Source organism: Sphingomonas sandaracina (assembly GCF_036663695.1).
Lineage (GTDB): Bacteria > Pseudomonadota > Alphaproteobacteria > Sphingomonadales > Sphingomonadaceae > Sphingomonas.
In genome coordinates this window covers 290,880-309,873 of sequence record NZ_JAXOJK010000003.1, presented here as the reverse complement: position 1 = coordinate 309,873, position 18,994 = coordinate 290,880, and the positions used below count along the sequence as shown (strand labels likewise).

General features: G+C 66.3%; 18 protein-coding genes and 1 tRNA gene. 10 read left to right on the top strand and 9 right to left on the bottom strand.

All coding sequences use genetic code 11. The features are described from left to right. Positions 1-59 precede the first annotated feature (59 nt). From U1707_RS10885 to U1707_RS10875, 3 genes are all read left to right on the top strand, one after another. Complete coding sequence (locus U1707_RS10885; RefSeq protein ID WP_332800095.1) at positions 60-839, top strand: MJ0042-type zinc finger domain-containing protein; 780 nt, start codon at positions 60-62, stop codon at positions 837-839. Positions 840-998: 159 nt separating this feature from the next. After that, a tRNA-Leu gene (locus U1707_RS10880) sits at positions 999-1,085 on the top strand. 77 nt (positions 1,086-1,162) lie between these two features. Continuing rightward, on the top strand, positions 1,163-1,315 hold the full coding sequence (locus U1707_RS10875) for a hypothetical protein (protein ID WP_332800094.1): 153 nt from the start codon (positions 1,163-1,165) through the stop codon (positions 1,313-1,315). 101 nt (positions 1,316-1,416) lie between these two features. Here U1707_RS10875 and U1707_RS10870 read toward each other — a convergent pair whose 3' ends face one another. From U1707_RS10870 to U1707_RS10845, 6 genes are all read right to left on the bottom strand, one after another. Beyond that, positions 1,417-1,665 carry a hypothetical protein gene (locus U1707_RS10870; protein ID WP_332800093.1) on the bottom strand — a complete coding sequence of 83 codons (249 nt, stop codon included), beginning with the start codon at positions 1,663-1,665 and terminating at the stop codon, positions 1,417-1,419. A 21-nt stretch (positions 1,666-1,686) separates the two neighbouring features. Further along, positions 1,687-6,702 carry a hypothetical protein gene (locus U1707_RS10865; protein WP_332800092.1) on the bottom strand — a complete coding sequence of 1,672 codons (5,016 nt, stop codon included), beginning with the start codon at positions 6,700-6,702 and terminating at the stop codon, positions 1,687-1,689. A gap of 70 nt (positions 6,703-6,772) precedes the next feature. After that, a complete protein-coding gene (locus U1707_RS10860; protein ID WP_332800091.1) occupies positions 6,773-7,888 on the bottom strand; it encodes a hypothetical protein in 1,116 nt (371 codons plus the stop codon). Positions 7,889-7,954: 66 nt separating this feature from the next. Beyond that, the gene (locus U1707_RS10855) at positions 7,955-8,428 is read right to left on the bottom strand and encodes a hypothetical protein (protein WP_332800090.1); all 474 of its coding nucleotides are present in this window, start codon (positions 8,426-8,428) and stop codon (positions 7,955-7,957) included. A gap of 11 nt (positions 8,429-8,439) precedes the next feature. Further along, positions 8,440-9,441, bottom strand: a complete 1,002-nt coding sequence (locus U1707_RS10850; protein ID WP_332800089.1) for a hypothetical protein — start codon at positions 9,439-9,441, stop codon at positions 8,440-8,442. Between the two features lie 396 nt (positions 9,442-9,837). Further along, positions 9,838-10,299 carry a winged helix DNA-binding protein gene (locus tag U1707_RS10845; protein ID WP_332800088.1) on the bottom strand — a complete coding sequence of 154 codons (462 nt, stop codon included), beginning with the start codon at positions 10,297-10,299 and terminating at the stop codon, positions 9,838-9,840. Positions 10,300-10,664: 365 nt separating this feature from the next. Here U1707_RS10845 and U1707_RS10840 point away from each other — a divergent pair, with 365 nt between their 5' ends. The 6 genes from U1707_RS10840 to U1707_RS10815 all read left to right on the top strand — a co-directional run bounded on the left by U1707_RS10840 (position 10,665) and on the right by U1707_RS10815 (position 16,545). Beyond that, positions 10,665-10,838 (top strand): hypothetical protein, encoded by a 174-nt coding sequence (locus U1707_RS10840; protein ID WP_332800087.1) that lies wholly within the window; start codon positions 10,665-10,667, stop codon positions 10,836-10,838. Between the two features lie 128 nt (positions 10,839-10,966). Continuing rightward, positions 10,967-12,067: a type III polyketide synthase gene (locus tag U1707_RS10835; RefSeq protein WP_443025684.1), complete on the top strand. Its 1,101-nt coding sequence runs from the start codon at positions 10,967-10,969 to the stop codon at positions 12,065-12,067. After that, positions 12,064-12,759 carry a methyltransferase domain-containing protein gene (locus U1707_RS10830; RefSeq protein ID WP_332800085.1) on the top strand — a complete coding sequence of 232 codons (696 nt, stop codon included), beginning with the start codon at positions 12,064-12,066 and terminating at the stop codon, positions 12,757-12,759. The genes U1707_RS10835 and U1707_RS10830 overlap by 4 nt, the downstream gene beginning before the upstream one ends. After that, on the top strand, positions 12,738-13,835 hold the full coding sequence (locus tag U1707_RS10825) for an NAD(P)/FAD-dependent oxidoreductase (RefSeq protein ID WP_332800084.1): 1,098 nt from the start codon (positions 12,738-12,740) through the stop codon (positions 13,833-13,835). Before U1707_RS10830 ends, U1707_RS10825 begins: the two co-directional genes overlap by 22 nt. Positions 13,836-13,866: 31 nt before the next feature. Further along, the gene (gene msrB, locus U1707_RS10820; protein WP_332800485.1) at positions 13,867-14,277 is read left to right on the top strand and encodes a peptide-methionine (R)-S-oxide reductase MsrB; all 411 of its coding nucleotides are present in this window, start codon (positions 13,867-13,869) and stop codon (positions 14,275-14,277) included. A gap of 45 nt (positions 14,278-14,322) precedes the next feature. Beyond that, entirely contained in the window at positions 14,323-16,545 is a 2,223-nt protein-coding gene (locus tag U1707_RS10815; protein WP_443025683.1) for a transglycosylase domain-containing protein, read from the top strand. On the opposite strand, the gene U1707_RS10810 is transcribed toward U1707_RS10815, so the two are convergent. From U1707_RS10810 to U1707_RS10800, 3 genes are read right to left on the bottom strand one after another with little or no spacing between them, the layout of a single operon-like run. Beyond that, positions 16,521-17,195, bottom strand: coding sequence for a M48 family metallopeptidase (locus U1707_RS10810; protein WP_332800083.1), 675 nt, complete (start codon positions 17,193-17,195; stop codon positions 16,521-16,523). The genes U1707_RS10815 and U1707_RS10810 overlap by 25 nt on opposite strands. 10 nt (positions 17,196-17,205) lie before the next feature. Continuing rightward, entirely contained in the window at positions 17,206-17,649 is a 444-nt protein-coding gene (locus U1707_RS10805) for a YcgN family cysteine cluster protein (protein ID WP_332800483.1), read from the bottom strand. After that, positions 17,637-18,230 carry an SCO family protein gene (locus tag U1707_RS10800; RefSeq protein WP_332800082.1) on the bottom strand — a complete coding sequence of 198 codons (594 nt, stop codon included), beginning with the start codon at positions 18,228-18,230 and terminating at the stop codon, positions 17,637-17,639. Before U1707_RS10800 ends, U1707_RS10805 begins: the two co-directional genes overlap by 13 nt. A gap of 78 nt (positions 18,231-18,308) precedes the next feature. Between U1707_RS10800 and U1707_RS10795 the strand changes: the two genes are divergently transcribed. Beyond that, complete coding sequence (locus U1707_RS10795; RefSeq protein WP_332800081.1) at positions 18,309-18,914, top strand: ankyrin repeat domain-containing protein; 606 nt, start codon at positions 18,309-18,311, stop codon at positions 18,912-18,914. Positions 18,915-18,994: the final 80 nt, after the last annotated feature.

Genomic DNA, 18,994 nt, shown 5'->3' with positions numbered 1-18,994 from the left:
GCGTGCTTATTCGCGAGCAAGAACGGTCGCGCTCCGGCGGCCGCTGGTGAAGCGTATCCATGATCCTCCAATGCCCCGAGTGCAGCACCCGCTATCTGGTGCCCGACAGCGCGATCGGGACCGACGGACGGACCGTACGATGCGCCAATTGCAAGCATAGCTGGTTCCAGACGCCCGCGGCCCCCGCCGATCTCGTCATCGACCTGCCCGAACCGACTCCGCTTCCCCCCGAGCCTGCGCCGCTCGCGCCGCTGCCGCGCGCGCCGATCGCAGACGCGTCCGCGCGATTCGCCCCGCTCGCAGCCGCACCGGTCGCCGCGGCTCCGGCCCCTGCCCCGACCGAAGCCGAGCCCGCATTCGTCGCCCCGACCTACTCCGCCATTGCCGAGCAGCCGCCGTTCCGTCCGCGCCGTAACACGACGCGCCGCTGGACGATCGTTGCGGTGATTGCCGGGTTGCTGATGCTCGTTGCGGCAGCCGCGATCGTGTATCTCGGCGCGCCCGGCGTTGCCGCCAAGCTGGGTATCGGGGTCGCGACCGACGAGAGCCCGCTGCGGCTTCGCGACAATCCAATCGAGCGGCGCGAGCTCGACAATGGCTCGGAACTGTTCGCGGTGAGCGGTCAGGTGACCAACCCGTCGGACCAGCGCCAGCGCGTGCCCGATATCCGTGCCGAGCTCCGCGATGCGCAGGGGCGGCTCGTCTATAGCTGGACGATCACGCCACAGCAGCGGACCTTGGCCCCAGGCGGGGCGATCGATTTCAATTCGGCGACGCTGAACGTTCCTGCGAACTCGAAGCGGCTAGAGCTAAGTTTCGTCGGCGAGGCGACCCGCTAGGCGCAATCGCGGGCGGTGTGGTGGGTCTCGAAAATCGCTGCGGCCATCGTTTGCGGGACCGGATCGCGACTTTGTTGCAAATCCCGTTGCGCAGCGTTCAAACCCTTGCTAGTGGCGCTCGCCTACCAGATGCCGGGTCCGCCCGGTGATGTTTCATGGGCGGCCATGGCGGAACTGGTAGACGCGCAACGTTGAGGTCGTTGTGGGCGAAAGCCCGTGGAAGTTCGAGTCTTCTTGGCCGCACCATTTCTCCTGTAGCTCCGGATCATCCCTTTTTGGGGACCCAACATCTTGCCGGGCGTTGAGCGCGGTGGAGGAATCACATGAACTCGATCGACGACACGATCATCGAAACGCCCGAAGGCCCGATGACGTTTGCGCAGTGGAAGAAGAAGAACCCCGTCCAGCTGCCTTCGCGTCGGACCAAGGGGAAGAAGCTCCCCAACAAGGTGAAGCTGACGACCGACGAGAAATAGGTATCGGCAGCGGGCGTTCGGACCGCGGCGCGACTGACCTCGCCCCCGCGACTGAACGAAGGGAGAAAACTACGCTTGGCGTCTGTCGGCCGTTCGTCGCCTCAGTGCCGCCCGGCCGTCGACCCCGCCTGTGCCCGGATCATCCGCGCCTGGAACTTGACCCTTTGCCAGAACGTCGCGTCGTCGAGCCGCCATTGCCGGATCGCCTGCGTCGCCAGCATCTCGATCAGCGCCTCGCTGCTCGCCGCATCCTGTCTGGCGAATTCGCGGGCGAGCTCTTCGACGCATGGACCGTGATCGGCGAAGTCACGCGGCGGCGTCATGGTTAGGGTCTGGCTCTGTATCGGCATGCTTCTCTCTCTCCCTGAGCGTTATCGACGTCCGCCGAACAGCGCGCGCGTCGCGCCGCCGATCGTCGTCTGGTCGAACTTCAGTCGCATCGTGACGTACGGCCCCTGCCGCGTGTAGCGGTCGTCCTCGAAATCCCGGTCGCGGTAGCCGGACACGTTGTAGCCGGCGCTGATCCACATGTTCTGCGCGGGCGACACGCCGACCGACGGCCCGCCGCTCCACGACCATGCGCCACGTTGCCATGCGTGCTGGACCGAGCCGCTCACGCCCACATCGAACCGCGTGCCGACATCCTGGCGCAGCTCGAACCCGGTCACGTCGATATACCCGTCATAGGTGTCCTCGGCGAAGCGCCCGGCGACGTATTTCGCACCGTAATACAGCGTCGCCTCGGTGCCATGGCCAAGCCCTTCGGGGCCGGTACGATAGTTGAGGGCGAGGTTGTTGATGATACGCGACGTAACCTGATCGCCGCCGCCAAAGGCCGGTACGCCGAGTGAATTCGAGTCGGTGAAGCCTGAATCCGCGCGCTCGTGCCGCAGTTCGAGCCGCTCGAGTACCGACCAGCGGCTGTCGAGCGGCCGGATGGCGAGCGCGACATCGGCGGTGGCATAGGTCGCGACCGCGCCGCTCTTGTCCTTGATCGTGTAGGCCTTGATGCTCGACGCGAGCGTCTTGCCCTGACCCAGCGTGCGCAGGAAGTTGGTCGTGATCCCCCAGCGATCGCCGCTGTCCGCAGCACGGTATTCCAGCCGCCCATTTACCGACCAGCGTGCCTGGCGGTAGGTCGCACCGAGCGTGACCGCGGCATAGTCGCCGTTGATCTGGTCCTGCCCGATAAAGCCACCCGAGGCGACCGGCTGGAACGCGTTGACGACGGCGCCTGTCGGGATTTCGCCCTTGAGCGTGTTGCTGGCATCGACCGTGCCGTCGACGGTCCAGTTCTTGCCGATCGGGACCGACTGGCTGAGACCATATTGGGCGAAGGTCCGTCCGCCATTCTCGCCGATCGCCTGCTGGTTCAGCGTGCTCATCAGCTTGGCACCGGTCCAGGGCGCAACGTCGACGCCGAACTGCTTGGTATGCGCGACATAGCCGTCGCCTTTCGCGATCTCGTAGCCGCCGATCAGGCGGATGCCGGGCTTGATGCGGTAGGCGAGCTGGATCTGATGACGGATCGGGAAGTCGACGCTGTCGCTGGCGCCGCCGGGGGCGAACTGAGTCTGCGCGGTGGCCGTGACCTTGCCGCCGAACAACAATTGTGTGCCCCCGACGGTGAGCAGGCGACTGTCGCGGTGCTTGCCGTCGACGCTGCGATCCGACGCGAACTGGCCGCCGACGAAGACCGTGCCGGCATCGCGGCGGTATTCGAGGCGTGCCTCGCCAGCGGCACGGGTGCCGGGGTTGCCGAGCTGCTGCTGGTACCACGCGACGCCGGTGACGCTCAGCCGCTCGGTCAGCCGCAGGCGCCCGTCGAGACCGAACTTGCGCGTCCCGGCCTCGACCAGATTCTGCTGGCCGACGCCGAATGCGGTATCCTGCTGCCGCGCATAGGCGAGCAGATCGAGCTTGGTGCCGCGGTGATCGACTTCGGCGAGATAGGCGAGCCCCTGCCCCAGCCCACCGCGGCCGCCCTTGGCGATCTCGCCGCGCGCTTCGGTTGTGGCATTCAGGCGCGCCTTGATATCGGCACCGACAACGGTGGCCTTGCCGACGGTCTCGTCGCGGATGACCGCCGCACCGACCTCGATCCGGCCGTTCGCCAGCTTGGTCGCGACCCGCGCCGCAGCCGCCAGCTTCGACGACCTGCCGCCCTCGACCTCGTAATCGGCGACGATGAAGACCGGGTTCAGGTTGTTGTCGCGGCTCAGGATCGGCTGGCGGAAGCGGACCGTGCCCATCGACGTATCGATGTCGTAGTCGATGTGGCGCGTCAGTTCGGTGGTCGCCACGATCAGTTCCGACCGGAAGCGGTTCCGCGTTTCGAGCCGCAGCTTGTCGCTGTTCGGAACGATGTTGCGCCCCGACAGGCGGTACGGACCGCTCAGGCCGTTGCCCTGGATCTCGTCGCGCGAATACAGCGTATCGGTGCGTGCGGCGAACCCGGTCGCGCGGACCCGCTTGCCCTCGTACGCGGCCTTCACGCCGTTCAATGTCCTGTTGTAGCGGGTCAGCTGCGTGTCGGTGAACCCGGTCTCGAAATCGCCGAACAGCGCGTAGAATTCGCGACGCTCAAGCCGCAGGTACAGCTTGCGCCGCGTCGCCGCATCGTAGCCCTGGCGCGAACCGTCGCCATAGACGGTGTAATAGCGATCGGGATCGATCGTCCCGAGCAGGCCGCGGTTCGGATCGTACTTCCGGTCGCTGTCATAGGCGATCGTGGCCAGCCACGAACCCCTGACGCGCCCCTTGGCATAGAAGGAAAGCTGGCCATCGGTGACGACGCTGTTGCGCTGTGCCCGCGGCAGGCCCGACTGGCGCTTGCTGAGCATGTCGTAGCCGACCGATCCTGCGCCGAACCCGACCACGACCCAGTCCTTGGCGGCGGCGGCGAGCCAGGCGCGAACGTCGTTGGCGTGAACGACCTTGTCCTCCGTCAGCGAGACCACGACGTGGACGGCGCCGGCCTGCGTGGTGGGCTGCAGCGCGATGAAGGCAAGCCCGTCGTCGCCGACCACCTGTGCGGTCGTCGCCGAGCGCTCGCGTCCGGCGAGTTGCCGGCCCTGTTCGAGTTCGGCCTCGATCGCCGCGGTGTAGGGCTGATCCACGGTGAAGGGGACCAGCGTGCCAGCGCGCACCGGGCGGCCGGTCTTGTCGGTCACGCGCACCGCGACCAGCGGCCGGGTCAGGCCGTCGGCGACCAGCCGGCTGCTGGCGGCATCGAAAACCGCGCGGACGCCAGCGCCGGAATACCGCACCATCCGGTCGAGCGTCTTCACGACGCTGCCATCGGCGGCGAGAATGCGCGCCTGGAGACGATTGTCGCCGTCGATCAGGGGGATGCCGGTCCACCGCGACACCGCGACCGCGCTACCGTCACGCTGCTCGGTGCCGTCGAACGCGAGCGGTTCGACCTGCTTGCCGTTGATCGTCATGGCGACGCGCTGGCCCGGCATGTGCTTGACGACCGCACGGACGATCGGAGCACGCGGATTATGGTCGGCGAGCGGAAACAGCCAGTCGATTCCGGCGGTCTGTTCGCCCGCCAGCCAGTCGCGACTGCCGGCGGCAGTGGCGTCGTCGAGGATGGCTACGGGGAGGCCGGCGTCGACAGCGGCGGCTTGACCGGTGGGCTTGAGCTGGAAATCGACGCGCTTCAGGAGGCCGCCGTCCCCTTCGACGAACCGCGAGATTGCGCTGTTCGCCTGGCGGGTATCGATGTCGCAGGCGACCGGTGCGTGCGTCGCGGGGATGCTGGCGGTATCGACCTGAACGACATGCCGCCCGGCGCGCACGCCCTCGAAATGGTACAGCCCGTCGCGATCGGTGACGACGAAGGTGCCGTCCTCCATCAGCAGGCGGATTCCGGCCACGCCCTTGCGCTTTTCGACCGGATCGCCGCAATTTCCCTCGGTTACGCGGCCGATGATCGTCATCGCGTCGGTGAACAGCAGCGGACGCAGGCGGACCGATGCCGCAGCCTCGTTGCTGGAGGTGACACCCTGCCCGACGACGCGGGCACGGTTCAGCGCCTCGCCGATGGGCGCCCCGGGGGCGATGCTGACGACGTATTTCAGTTCGGTCGATGCGCCCGCGGCAAGTTCCGGAATCACGAAGTCGAGGTTGCGGCCATCGGTCGACACGGTCGGCTCGTCGCCGCCGCGCGCGGAATTGCGCTCGTAGCGCAAGCCTCGCGGCAACGTGTCGGCGACGTGGAGTGCGCGCGCGGGGACCGAATCACGGTTGGTGATGCGCAGCAGATACTGCACGAAATCGCCCGGCGACGCCTCGCGCACCGACGCGGTCTTGGTCAGCAGCAGCCTGCCGGCGCCAGGGCCGTCGAGCGGGATGTCGGCGTTGAAGGGCTCCGGCGTCGACAGCGTGAACACGCGCCCGAAACTTGCATCCTTGAGGATGAACGGCGCGCCCTTGGCGTCCTTCAGCAGGGCCAGCGTCGCCCGATCGGCGGCCGACGGGGCGACATAATCGCCCGGCGGTGCGACCCGCAGCGCATAGCGGCCGGGCGTCGTCAGCGGAAACCGATAACGGCCGGTCTCACCGGGATAGACGCGCCCACTGGAGTCGGTGATGGTCTCGCCGGTCATCATCGTCGAGGGGTAGCTGCTGACGCCGTCGTCACCGAAGACGATCGCCGGCTGGCCGTTCTCGTCGACCAGCGACACGACGGCGCCATCGACCAGCGCACCGGTGCGCGAATCGAAGGTGTACCCCGCCGGATCGATCAATATCGACGCGGTCGAACCGAAGCTGAATTCATCCTCCGCGAAACGCAGCGTGATCGTCGAGCCGCGCGTACGGACTTCGCACTTTTCGAGATCGGGATATCGCCCCGTCTCGGTCGAGGGAACGGCGCCTGCGAAGACCCCGCTGTTGGCCGTGGTTTCGACCAGGGCCAGGGTTACGGCGTTCTGGCCGATATCGGCGGTAATCACCGATGTTTCCCGGACCTCGGGGTCGCGGTTGCCACCCTGGGCGTCGAGCACCAGGATCATGTCTTCCTTGATATCGAGCGCCGCCACCTTGGGCGCGGCCGCAAGGGTTGGCGCATCGACCGGCGCGGGAGTGAACTGATAGGTCGGGACGGTCTGACACGCCGCACCGGTGAAGGTGTAATTGATCGGGGCCAGACGGAATGAGAGCGTCGTCGGACGCTTGGCACGGTTCACGTCGAGCGAAACCGTGTTGGAGGGGACGGTCCGTACGCCGGAGTCGCTACCCGCGTCGTCGAACGACAGGGTTGCGGTATTCTGGACGCGGATCGTCTGCGCCGTCGCCGGTGCCGCGCCGAAGGCGAGCCCGAGCATGATCAGCGGATTAAGGGCGCAGAGGCGCAAGGAGCGGCGTGAGCTGGACATAAAGGGTCCTTTCCCGGCACGCGTCGCCACGCGCCGGGATCGGTCGTTCCTTTTTCGGGAGGGACGGTTTTTAGTTGATCGTCACGCGGAAGCTTGCTGCGACCGCGGTCCCGCCGAGCAGGGTCGGGATCGTCGCCGTTACGCGCCGCGCGGTCGCATCATACGAGCCGGTGTACGTCGTACCTGCGATCGCCCCCCCCAAGTCGTTCAAGACGAAGCTGCCGGGCAGCGTACAGATCGGCTGGATGCCGGGGATGCCGATCGTCAGCGAGCCAGCCTGATAGGTCGTGTTCGGGGGCACGATATCGGTCAGGTTGACGTTGGCGGCGGGCGTTCCCGCCGTCGCATTGGTGACGACCAGGCAGTATTGCACGACCGCGCCTGGAATCGCCTTCGGGGCGAGGAGGCCGCTGATGGGGTCGGAAACCACGATCTGCGACTTGTTCACGCTGAGCGCTACGTTGCGCGTCGTGATTTCGTAGGCCAGCGAGGCACGCCCCTGCCCGTTGTTGGAGATATCGAGGCCGAGCCCGTCCGAATCATTGTCGGCGAAGACCACGTCCACGACCGCATCGTCGTTCAGCGCGACGCTCGGCGCCAGCGGTGCGCCTTCCGCGGCGGCATTACCGCCGGCGGCGACCTGGACGATCAGCGTTACGCCGGCAAGCGAGGCTGCCTGATCGTTGGGCACGTCGCCGACGATGAACACGACCGCCGACTGATCGGCAGCGAGTTCGTTGATGTAGGTCGCCGTGTCGACACCGAGGTCATAGGTGCCGTTGTTGTTCCCATCGACGAAGACCTTGACGTTGGCGACGTCGAAATTGTCGCCGGCGAACAGGTTCTGGACCGGGAGCTGAGTCGGGAGCAGCACGAAATCCTGCGTGCCGTTGGTGTTGTTGGTGACCCTGAACGTCGTCACCGCCGCCGTCTGGCCGATGGCGACCTGCGTGTTGGCGGGCTGGTTGGTGGTGACGGTCAGGTTGACCTTGCGATCGACCACGAAGCTGACCGCGTTCGACGTCGTCGATTGTTGGACGCCGTTGACCGAATAGCTGGCCTGCGCGGTGTTGGTGACGGTCGTCCCGGCGGCGGTGCCGGCGGGCCCCGGCGCCTGCGCACTGGCCGTGTCCACCGCGATGCCGATCGATACGACTGCAGCCGTACCGGCCATCAGCGTGCGCATTATTCCCTTTAGATACATGTCGAAATTTGCCTTTTATGGGGGTTTGTCAGGTGTGGAGAGGACGAATCATTTGAGGACGGCCTGGAACGCGAATTGTCCTTGCGAACCGGCCGCTAAAGGGCTCGCAATGCGCCACCGGACGCTGGTGACATCGTTGGGGCTCGCCGGCCGCGTGCTGCCGTCACGGCTGCGGACGCGGAGCGTGTCGAGCGCGCCGAAATTGGTACCGTCGACCGACACATCGGGTGCGGGCGAACCGGGATTTGCCGATCGATAGGAGATCGCGGTCGGCAGCGGGTTCGCCAGCACGACGTTGGCCAGCGGCTGCTTGCCGGTGTTGCGATAGCTCAGGACGAAGATGACCTTGTCGCCCGGCGTCACCTTCGACGGCTTGACCAGGGTGATGCGCGTGGTGCCATCGGCCGCCGCGCTGCGGCTTTCGACCATGATGCTGCTCGTGACCTGTAACGGCCCTGCGGCAGCGGAGACGGAGGCTGCACTTGCCATCAAAATGGCGGCAATCATCGGACGCGTGATCATTCTTGGGCTCCTCATTGGATCTTGGTTTTGAACTGGACTGTGTGGACGGACGCGGCGGCGACCTGTCCGAGCGCGACGGCAATTGCCCCCCCACTTCCGGCACCACTTCCGCCGGGCGCCGACGCGCCGCTGTCGAAGCGGCCCGCATCGTCGTCGCTGCCATCGGTCAGCGCGGTGCCGTCGAGCGTAAGGCTGCCGGGGACGAACACCGTTCCTTCGGGGATCGGATCGACGATCCGCGCCCCCGTGACGGCGTCGGTGAAACGGGCTTCGAGCGTGTAGGTGATGACCGCATTGCGCACCGCGGTCTGCGATCCGTCCGCGGCAAGCACCGATTGGCTCTTGAGAAGAGCCGGCGCGGCGATGGCCGTCGTCAGCGGGACGGTGACGCGTGCGATCGCGCCGGTCGGGCCGACGACCGCATCGCCCCCGCCATCGCCCTGCCCGGCATAGGTGCTGCCCGTCTCACCCGATCCGGTGGTCGATTGCGCGGTGACGGTCAGCGTCGCGTTCGCGGCGCCGCTTGCCGCAGGATCGGTCGTGACAAGGATGGCCAGAAGCTTGATCGACTGGCCGGGCGACAGGACCGGGGTCTTGCCGTCGGCGGGCGCCACGTCGGTGGCCGGATCATAGAGGCCGTCGCCGTTCGCATCGATCACCAGCGCGCGGACGGTGAAGGCACCAGGCGATACGCTGGCCGCGATCGCAAAGGATTCGTTGCCATTGTCGCGATTGGTCAGCGTCAGCGGGACAACCGTCGGTTGCGACGTGACGACGACCGACCCCTGCCCGTTGCGGACCAGCGTTACGTCGAGCCGTTCGGCGACGATGATCGTCACGGTGTTGGACTCGGTCGACTGCGCGACGCCGTCCAGGTCGAAAACCAGTCCTGCGATGTTGACGATCGGCGTACCCGCGAGCGTCCCGCCTTCGGGAATCGGTGCTGGAGCGGCCTGGCTCCAGGCGGAAGCCGGGAGGAGCAAACCCGCTACCGCGGCGATCAATGCGCGCACGGCAACAGCGGCGGCCGAAGCCCACCGTCCTTTGCTTGCAAACGCTTGATTTTGCCGAACCAATTCAACCCCCTGATCTTTGCCGGGGGCCAAATTGCGTAACAGCGCTTAATCAAATCCTACAAAATCAAAACGGTAAACAGCTGTCGTATTTTTCGCTGTTTTCGAACGGAACCGGCGCGTAATTCGTTCTAGACTTACAGAAAATAGGGCCGTTAACCATCTAATGGTTTTATTCTCGCATTAGTAACTATCTCCGACGCGGATACATGATTCGGCCGGTTGCCATGACTACAGCCCCGGTGAACGCTGCTTGTGTAGGTGTATGGACCAAGCAGACCATGACTTCGGGCGTCGAGCTCTAGTGTCTCTTGCCGTGTAGCGACCGGTAACGGTTCAACGCCGCTTGAGCGCCCGCAGATACGTTCTCATCGCCTCATCGCCGGTATGGCTGAGCGAAATCTCGACCCGACGGCGATCGGTCGGATCGATGACGCGATCTATCAGCTTCAGTTTATGAAGATGTTCGATCCAGCGTTGCGACGTCGTCACCGGCGCATCCGACATGCTGACCAGCGCCTTGATGTTCATCGGCAGGCGTGTGTCGCGCGACACGAACAAGGCCAGCAACATATCCCATGCCGGTTCGTGGAACAGTTCGCCCGGCAGGAACTGGCGGCGCAGCCGACGCTCTTCGAGCACCATCGCGGCATGGTCGACGAGCGCCGCTTCGCTGGGCCCCTCGTCTGCGGGGGCGCTTTCGGCGGCATGCGCGACGCGCCCGTTGAATTCCTCCGCAACGGCCGACAGCTTCGCGGTAAGATCCTTGATCAGTTCAACTACGGACTCGTTCTTCACTCAAGGCTCCCGTCGTCGACCAACGATGCTCTCCGCCGCTCGGTCAACTCTATTCGCAGCAGGTCGGCGCCGCGGCAGGATTGATCGAACACCACCACATTGCCGCCTTCCCTCGCAACATTTCAACCTAATCCTTTGAGGATGGGTAACCATTCGTCAAATTTAGACACAAAAAGCACAATATAGATTGCATTTTGGATCTATCTATACTGTTCAGGATCAAACCATTTTGGTTTTACTGGCGTATTCTTGGATGTATGTTGTGAATCCAGGATATTATACAGTTCTGGCCGCACGCGCATTCCTGTGCTATCCGGATCCCCTCGTTCATCAGGGCGTCACGGCCCGGCATCGAAAGTCCGATCATGAATGCGTCCAGCGTCTACGCACTTTTGCAGGAAGCTTGCCGGGCTCTGGATGCTGCCGAGGATCATGCGATCGCCGCCTATGTCGGCTGCGCCATGACGCTGATCGAGGAGAAATACGATGTGGTCGCCGATCGATCGGATACGTTCGCAACGTCCGATATGACGCACTGACTCGAGATACCAGCGAGTCGTCCGGTCCGGCGTGCATTTCGAGGTATCTCGCTGGGGCACATGCGGATTATTGGCGGCGGCGACGTCTAAAATCGTCGACCATGCGTTGAGAGTGTGAATCGCGTGCCATGCCGCACGGACGAAAGGACGCCGTGCCTGCTTCTTCAGCCGCTTATCTGAACGCCGTCGGCACTGCCGTGCCCGATCACGACATCCACGCCGCGTTCATCGCCTGGGCGCGCGGACGGACCGATGCGCGCGCCACCAGGGTCTTCGACCGCATGGCGTCGCGGTCGGGGATCGGGCATCGCTGGTCGGTGCTGCCGCCGACCGCCGATGGCGGCTCGCCGGTCGACGACAGCGGTTTCTATGCGGCCGAACCGCATCCCGGCACCGCCGCCCGAATGACGTTGTACGCGGAACATGCCCCCGCGCTCGCGATCCGCGCCATCGACGCGTTGCGCGCGAAGATCGCCGTCGAGGGCATCACGCATCTGGTGGTGGCGAGCTGCACCGGCTTCGTCGCGCCCGGCATCGATCAGATCATCGCGCGACGGCTCGGCCTGTCGCCGAGCATCGAGCGGCTGCTGATCGGCTTCATGGGATGTTACGCCGCGGTCGTCGCCTTGCGCAGTGCCCGCCATATCGTCCGGTCCGAGCCTGAGGCCCGGGTGCTCGTCGTGACCGTCGAACTCTCGACGCTGCATCTGCAGCCGGCCAACGATATCGAGCCGTTGCTGGCGATGCTGCAATTCGGCGACGGGGCGGCGGCGGCACTGGTCACCGCAGACGCGACCGGGCTGGAGCTGGGCACGCCGTTCGCGGCGGCGCTGCCCGATACCGAAGCGCTGATCCGCTGGGACGTCACCGACGCGGGGTTCGCGATGCATCTGTCGGGCGAGGTGCCGGCGCGAATCGCCACGGCGCTCGCGGACACCGCGTTCCGGACGATCGTCAGCGACGGCCACCCGCCCGAGGCGATCGACGGCTGGGCGGTCCATGCCGGCGGACGATCGATCCTCGACGCGGTCGAACATGCCATGCAGTTGCAGCCCGAGGCGCTCGACGCGTCGCGGCGCGTATTGGCGGAGAACGGCAACATGTCGTCGGCGACGTTGATGTTCGTGTTCGAACGCTTGCTGGCCGGCCCGCCGATCGCGCACGGCGTAGCGCTCGCGTTCGGCCCCGGACTGGCGGCGGAAGGCTTCGGATTCCGGAGCGCGGCATGAGGCCCCCTTCCGCGAACCTGGCCGTCCGCTCGCAGACCGATGAACTGATGGACGCCGACGATCTCGATGCGGCGACCTATGCGGCCGTGGTCGGCGATCTCGCCACGGTGAATACGGTCACGATGGCACGGCGGCCGACGCTCGATTTCCTCGCGCGCGCGACCGAGGGGCGCAACCGCGTCCGGGTGCTCGACGTGGGCTTTGGCGACGGCGACATGCTCCGCCGGATCGCACGCTGGGCCGCCGCGAAAGGCATTGCGGCCGACCTGGTCGGGGTGGATCTGAACCCGCGCAGCGAACAGGCGGCGCGCGTGCATGGCGGCGACATCCGGTATGTCACCGGCGACTATGCCGATCTCGCCGACGAACCGTGGGACGTGATCCTCAGCAGCTTGGTCGCGCATCACATGACCCACGAGCAACTGGTCGCATTCCTCCGGTTCATGGAAACCCACGCTCGCGCGGGGTGGTTCGTCAACGATCTCCACCGTCATGGTTTCGCGCATTGGGGCTTCCCGATCCTTGCGACCGTCGCGCGCTGGCACCGAATCGTCCGGCATGACGGCACCGTGTCGATCGCGCGCAGCTATCGTCCCGACGAATGGCCGCCGATCCTGGCCGAAGCCGGCATTTCCGCAGCCACGGTGCGCCGCGTCTTCCCGTTTCGGCTATGCGTCGAACGCCTGCGCTGATCGTCGGCGGCGGGCTCGCAGGAGCCGCGACCGCGATCGGGCTGGCGCGCGCCGGCCTGCCGCATCTGCTCGTCGAGCGATCGCGCGAAACGGGCGATGCGATCTGTGGCGGCTTCCTGAGCTGGCGGACGCTGGAAACGCTCGCCGGTCTCGGTATCGATCCCGACCGCCTCAACCCCGAGCGGGTCACACGCGCACGGATTTTCGCCGGGACGCGGCGTGTCGAGGCCGCCCTGCCCCATTCGGCGGTGTCCGTATCGCGGCGGCGCCTGGACACGGTCTTGCTGGCCGAAGCCGCGCGACTCGGGACGCCGGTCGAGCGCAGCGTCACCGTGCGCGAGATCGACGGCACGACGATTCGTACCGCGGACGGTGCGTCGCTCGTCACCGATGCGCTGTTTCTCGCGAGCGGCAAGCACGACGTTCGCGGGACGGCGCGGCCCGAGGACGCGCGCGGCGCCGATCCGACGCTCGGGCTGCGGGTGCGCATAACCCCCTCGCCAGCACTTCGCCGATCGCTCGCCGGTGGTATCGAACTGCATCTGTTCGATCGCGGCTATGCCGGATTGGCGCTGCAGGAGGACGGCACCGCCAATCTGTGTCTCGCGGTGCATCGTTCGCGGCTTCAGGCGTCGGGATCGCCCGCGCAGTTACTGGCGGCGCTCGGCCGCGAGATGCCGGCGCTGGGCGAATGGGTCGCGTGGATGGACCGGGACGCAACGATCGATGCGATCGCCAACGTCCCCTATGGCTGGCGCCAGCGCACCGGTGTCGACGCCCTCTTCCGGCTCGGCGATCAGGCCGGCGTCATCCCGTCGCTAGCAGGCGAGGGGATGGGGATCGCGCTGGCCAGTGGGGTGGCCGCCGCCACCGCCTATGGTCGCGGTGGCGCCGCCGCTGCGTCCGGATGGCAGGAGGATTTTGCGCGCCGCCTGGCCCGACCGATCGGGGTCGCGGGTATCGTCCGTCGCGTCGCCGATAGCGAGCGGGCAGGGTGGTTGCTGCCGCTGGTCCGTCCCGCGATGATCCAGATGCTCGCCAACGCGACCCGCATGGGGCGTGGCGAACCATCTTGAATTTCGCCCCGTCGACACGAAATTCAACAGCATGGACCAGCTTAACCTTTCCGAAGCCGAGTGGCGCCAGCGCCTCACCCCCGAGCAGTATCACGTGCTGCGCGAGGCAGGCACCGAGCGCGCCTTTGCCGGCGTGCTCAACGACAACAAGGCCGACGGCATCTACCGGTGCGCGGCGTGCGGCAACGAGCTGTTCGACAGCGCCGACAAATATGATTCCGGGTCGGGCTGGCCGAGCTTCACGCAGCCGATCGGTCCCGATGCGGTGACCGACCATACCGATCGCAGCCACGGCATGACCCGCGTAGAGACGCGTTGCGCGCGCTGCGACAGCCATATGGGCCATCTGTTTCCCGACGGTCCGCCGCCGACCGGCCAGCGTTATTGCATGAATTCGCTGTCACTCGAATTCCGACCGCGCAAAGCGAACGTCGCGGCCTGATCCTGCTTGTAGGGTGCGGGCGGAACGCGTAATTCTGTCCGCTACATGGCCAGTACGCGTTCTGCTTCCCCGTCCCGTCGGCCCCCGTCCAACCCGGCGTCTCGCTGGCGTCGGCGGCTGGTCGTCTTCTTTCAGGTCTGTCTCGGTATCGGGCTGCTTGCGCTCGGTGCGCTGGCGATCGCGGTCTATGTCGCGATGTCGCAGCTGCCGAGTTTCGACAGTCTGAAGTCGTCGCCCAACGGCCAGATGATCCGCGTCCACGCTGCCGATGGCACGGTAATCGTGTCGATGGGGCCGAGCTTTGGCGAATGGCTGCCCTATTCGCAGATCCCCAAGGTGATGCGCGACGCGACCGTGTCGGTCGAGGATAGGCGCTTCCGGTCGCATATCGGTATCGATCCGATCGGCGTCGCGCGATCCGTGAAGGTGCGGTTCGATCGCGGGCATTGGACGCAGGGCGGCTCGACGATCACGCAACAGCTCGCGCGGACCGTCTTCCTCAACAACCAGAAGAAGTTCGGTCGCAAGTTCCGCGAGGGCATCCTGGCGTTCGCGCTCGAGTGGAAGTTCACCAAGGACGAGATTCTCGAGCTCTATCTGAACAAGGTCTATTATGGCGGCGGCGCGTACGGGATCGACGCCGCCAGCCGCAAGTTCTTCGGCCACGGCGCGGACCATTTGAGTCTCGCCGAAGCGGCGGTGATCGCCGGCCTGGTCAAGGCACCGTCTAACTATTCGCCGACCGCCGATGCGGAAGCCGCGGTCGGACGCGCCGGCGTGGTGCTGGAAACGATGCGCGAAAACGGCGCGATTACCGCCGAGCAAGCCGCCGATGCCGATGTGTCGGGGCTGAAACTCGCGCCCGAGCCCAAGCAGAACAGCGTGCGCTACTTCACCGACTGGGCGCTGCCGCAACTCGATACGCTGATCGACGAGACCACCGAACCGCTCGAAGTCTGGACCACGCTCGATCTCACCATGCAGCGCGAGGCCGACGATGCGATCCGTGCCAACGTGCCGGCGGGATCGCAGGGCGCGCTGGTCGCACTCGATCGCGGCGGCGAAGTCCGCGCCATGGTCGGCGGCAAGGATTACGTCTCGTCGATCTACAACCGGGCGACGCAGGCAGTCCGCCAGCCGGGTTCGTCGTTCAAGCTGTTCGTATACCTCGCCGCACTCGAAGCCGGTCACAAGCCCGAGGATTCGATCGTCGACGAACCGGTGACGATCAACGGCTGGAGCCCGCGCAACGACTCTCGTCGCAACTCCGGTGCCGTGTCGCTGCGCACGGCATTCGCCTATTCGCTGAACACGATCGCGGCCAAGCTCGGCCAGGAGGTCGGCTTCAACACCGTGGCGGACATGGCGCGGCGGTTCGGCATCACCACGCCGGTCAACGTGCACCCGTCGATGGTGCTGGGCACGTCCGAAGTCCGCGTGATCGACATGACGCGCGCGTTCGCCTCGGTCGCCAACAAGGGGGTCGCGGTGACCCCCTACGGGATCACGCGCGTGACCGCGAACGGCCAGACGATCTACACGCACGAGGTCGATCGCAGCCATGTGCTCGTCGCACCCTATGTCGCCGCCGAGATGACCGATCTGTTGCAGACCGCGGTCAATACCGGCACCGGCCGTGCAGCGCAGATCGGTCGGCCCGTCGCGGGCAAGACCGGCACCACCACCGCCTCGAAGGACGGCTGGTTCCTGGGCTTCTCCAGCGGCATCACCACTGGCGTGTGGATGGGTCGCGACGATGCCAAGCCGATCGCGGGCCTGCACGGCGGCACCGCGCCGGCAAAGGCCTGGGCAGCGTTCATGAAGCCCGCGACCGCAAGCCGGCCGATCGAGCAGTTCGACACGAAGGTGACATTGCCGGAATGGCAGCTGGAGCCCGACGAGGAGAGCTATTTCGGCCAGCCCGACAACGGCCAGATGGCGGTCGACCAGGACGGCAACCCGATCGAGCCGGGCGCGCCGCCGGTACCGACGGACGCGCAGACTGGCGATACGATACCGCGGCCCGATGCCGATCAGCTCGATGCCGCCCCCGCCGCGCCTGCGCCACCACCGCAGCAGATGAATCAGGACTGGATCAACCGCGTCACCGGCCGCGACCAGCCGCGTCAGGAACAGCCGGCGGGCCGTCAGCCGCTAACGCGCGACGTACCGCGGGATCGGTATCAGGACGGTCGGTATCAGGACGGCCGCAATCAAGATGGCCGCAATCAGGATGGCCGGTATCAGGACGAGCGTCCGAACCAGTGAAGTTCGGCGCCGTGCGTGCGGAGCCATGCACGCGCCGGGGTCGGATCCTCGCCGTAGAGCTGTTCGACCAGTGCGTGGAACACCGGGGCGTGGTTCATGTGGACGCGGTGTGCAACCTCGTGCGCGACCGTGGCACGGCGCACCCAGCTCGGCGCAAGGATCAGCCGCCAGCTATAGCGGATCACGCCACTCGACGCGCAACTACCCCAGCGGCCCTTCGCATCGCCGACCGCGACCTGTGCCACGCTTACCTTCGCCTTGGCGGCGTACTCGGCGGTTTCGGCTTCCAGCACGGCAAGCGCGGTCCGTTTGAGCCAGGCCTCGACACGCCGGGGAATGGTGTCGGGCGGCCCCGACAGCGAGAGCGTGGCGCCTTCGCGGATCACGGTGCGGCGACTACCCGGCGTCCACACGATCGTCAGCGGTTCGTCGGCGACGGTGAGGACCGCGCCGGGGACGAACGGGCGCGGCGCGGGGAGCAACGCCCGCTGCTCGGCGATCCACCCCGCCTTGTCCTCCGCCCATGCCAGCGCCTGCTTCAACGCTGCGCGTTTGGGGAGCACGAGCCTGGCGCGACCGCTCGCAGGATCGATCGACAGACGCGCGCGACGGGCGCGGGGGTGTCGGACGATCTCCAGGCCTTCGATCATCCGGCCCGGCTCACAGTTCGCGTTCGATCACATGATATTCCAGCTCGCCGGCCTCGTCCTCGCTGATGGTCCAGCCGCGCACCGACTGCTTGGCGCGGTGGACGGCCTCCCGGTCGCCGCAGACGAGGTAATGCCAGTCGGGCAGTTGCTCCCCAGCCGCGCGCAGCCGGTACGCGCACGTCGAGGGCAGCCAGTCGATCCCGCGCACGTTGCCGGTCGTCAGCCGTACGCATTCGGGCACATAGGCATGGCGATGGCGGTAATCGGAGCATTGCCCGCTGCGGCGATCGAGCAGCCGGCACGACACGTTGGTCGGTACGAGCTCGCCGGTATCCTCGTCCTCGAGCTTGTGGATGCAGCATTTGCCGCAGCCGTCGCACAAGGCTTCCCATTGGCCGCGGTCGAGCTGGTCGATCGGCGTATCTTCCCAGAAGCGCGTGCTCACCGCACCCAGCGCTTGATCTCTGCCGCCACCGCGTCGGGCCCTTGTTCCTGCGGCAGCAAAGCGAGGGGCTTGCCGTCCGGGTCCATCAGATAGGCTTGGCGGGAGTGGTTTACGAGGTAGCCGCCGCCCGGAGACGCGTCGCCCTTGCTCGAATACACCGCATATTCTGTCTTGATCCGGTCGATCGCCTCGGCGCTGCCGGTAAGGCCGACCATACGGGGGTGGAAGGCGGAGACGAACTGCTTGAGCACCGCGGGGGTATCACGCGCCGGATCGACCGTTACGAACACCGGGACGATCTTCGCGGCGATCGCGGGATCGCTTGACTCGAGCTTTTTCACCGCGGCGCCGATCGCCTGGACATCCGTCGGACACACATCGGGACAGAAGGTGTAGCCGAAATACATGATCCGGTACTTGCCCGCGAAGGTGCGCTCGGTGACGGCCTGCCCGTTCTGGTCGGTCAAGGCGAACGGACCGCCGATCCGCGCGCCTTCGAGGGGCGGTTTGGCGGGGGGTGCGGAGGTACCGCATGCCGAAAGCGCGCCCGTAAGCGTGAGGGCCCCGAAGAGGATGAAACGCATGGTCATGATGCCGCCAGCCTTGATCTGTTAGCCACCGCGGCGCAAGCGTCGCCCATAGTCAGGACGAACCAAGGAAGTCTCTCGATGCGTATTCGCCTGTTGCTCGCCGCTACTCTCCTGACGCCCGCGCTGGTCGGCGCAACGCCCGCAGCCGCGCAAGGCCAATCGGAGGGGTACAAGTTCCTGTCCGCCGTGCGCGACGCCAAGAACAACGACGTGCTCGAGATGCTCGGACGTCCGGGCAGCAACATCATCAACACGCGCGACGTGACGAGCGGGGAGGGCGCGCTCCACATCGTGATCAAGCGCGGCGACGAGGTGTATCTGCGCTTTCTGCTGCAAAAGGGCGCGGACGCGAACCTGCGCGACGGCAAGGGCAACACGCCGCTGCTGCTCGCCGTGACGCTCGGGCAGACCGGGATGATCCCGATCCTCACCGCAGCGGGGGCGAACCCCAACCTCGCCAATTCCGCCGGCGAGACCCCGCTGATCCGCGCAGTGCAACGCCGCGACGTGGGCATGATCCGGGTGCTGCTGGCCGAGAACGCCGATCCCGACCAGGCGGATATCATCGCGGGCATGTCCGCGCGCGCCTATGCCAAGCAGGATGGACGCAACCCGATCGTCAGCAAGCTGTTGGAAGACGCGCCGAAAAAGGTGCGCAAGGCCGTGTCGGGCCCGAAGTTCTGAACTTCTTCGGAGCGTATTGGGTCAACAGGGCCGCACCTTTCTCCCCTCCCTGGAAGGGAGGGGTCGGGGGTGGGTAGGCC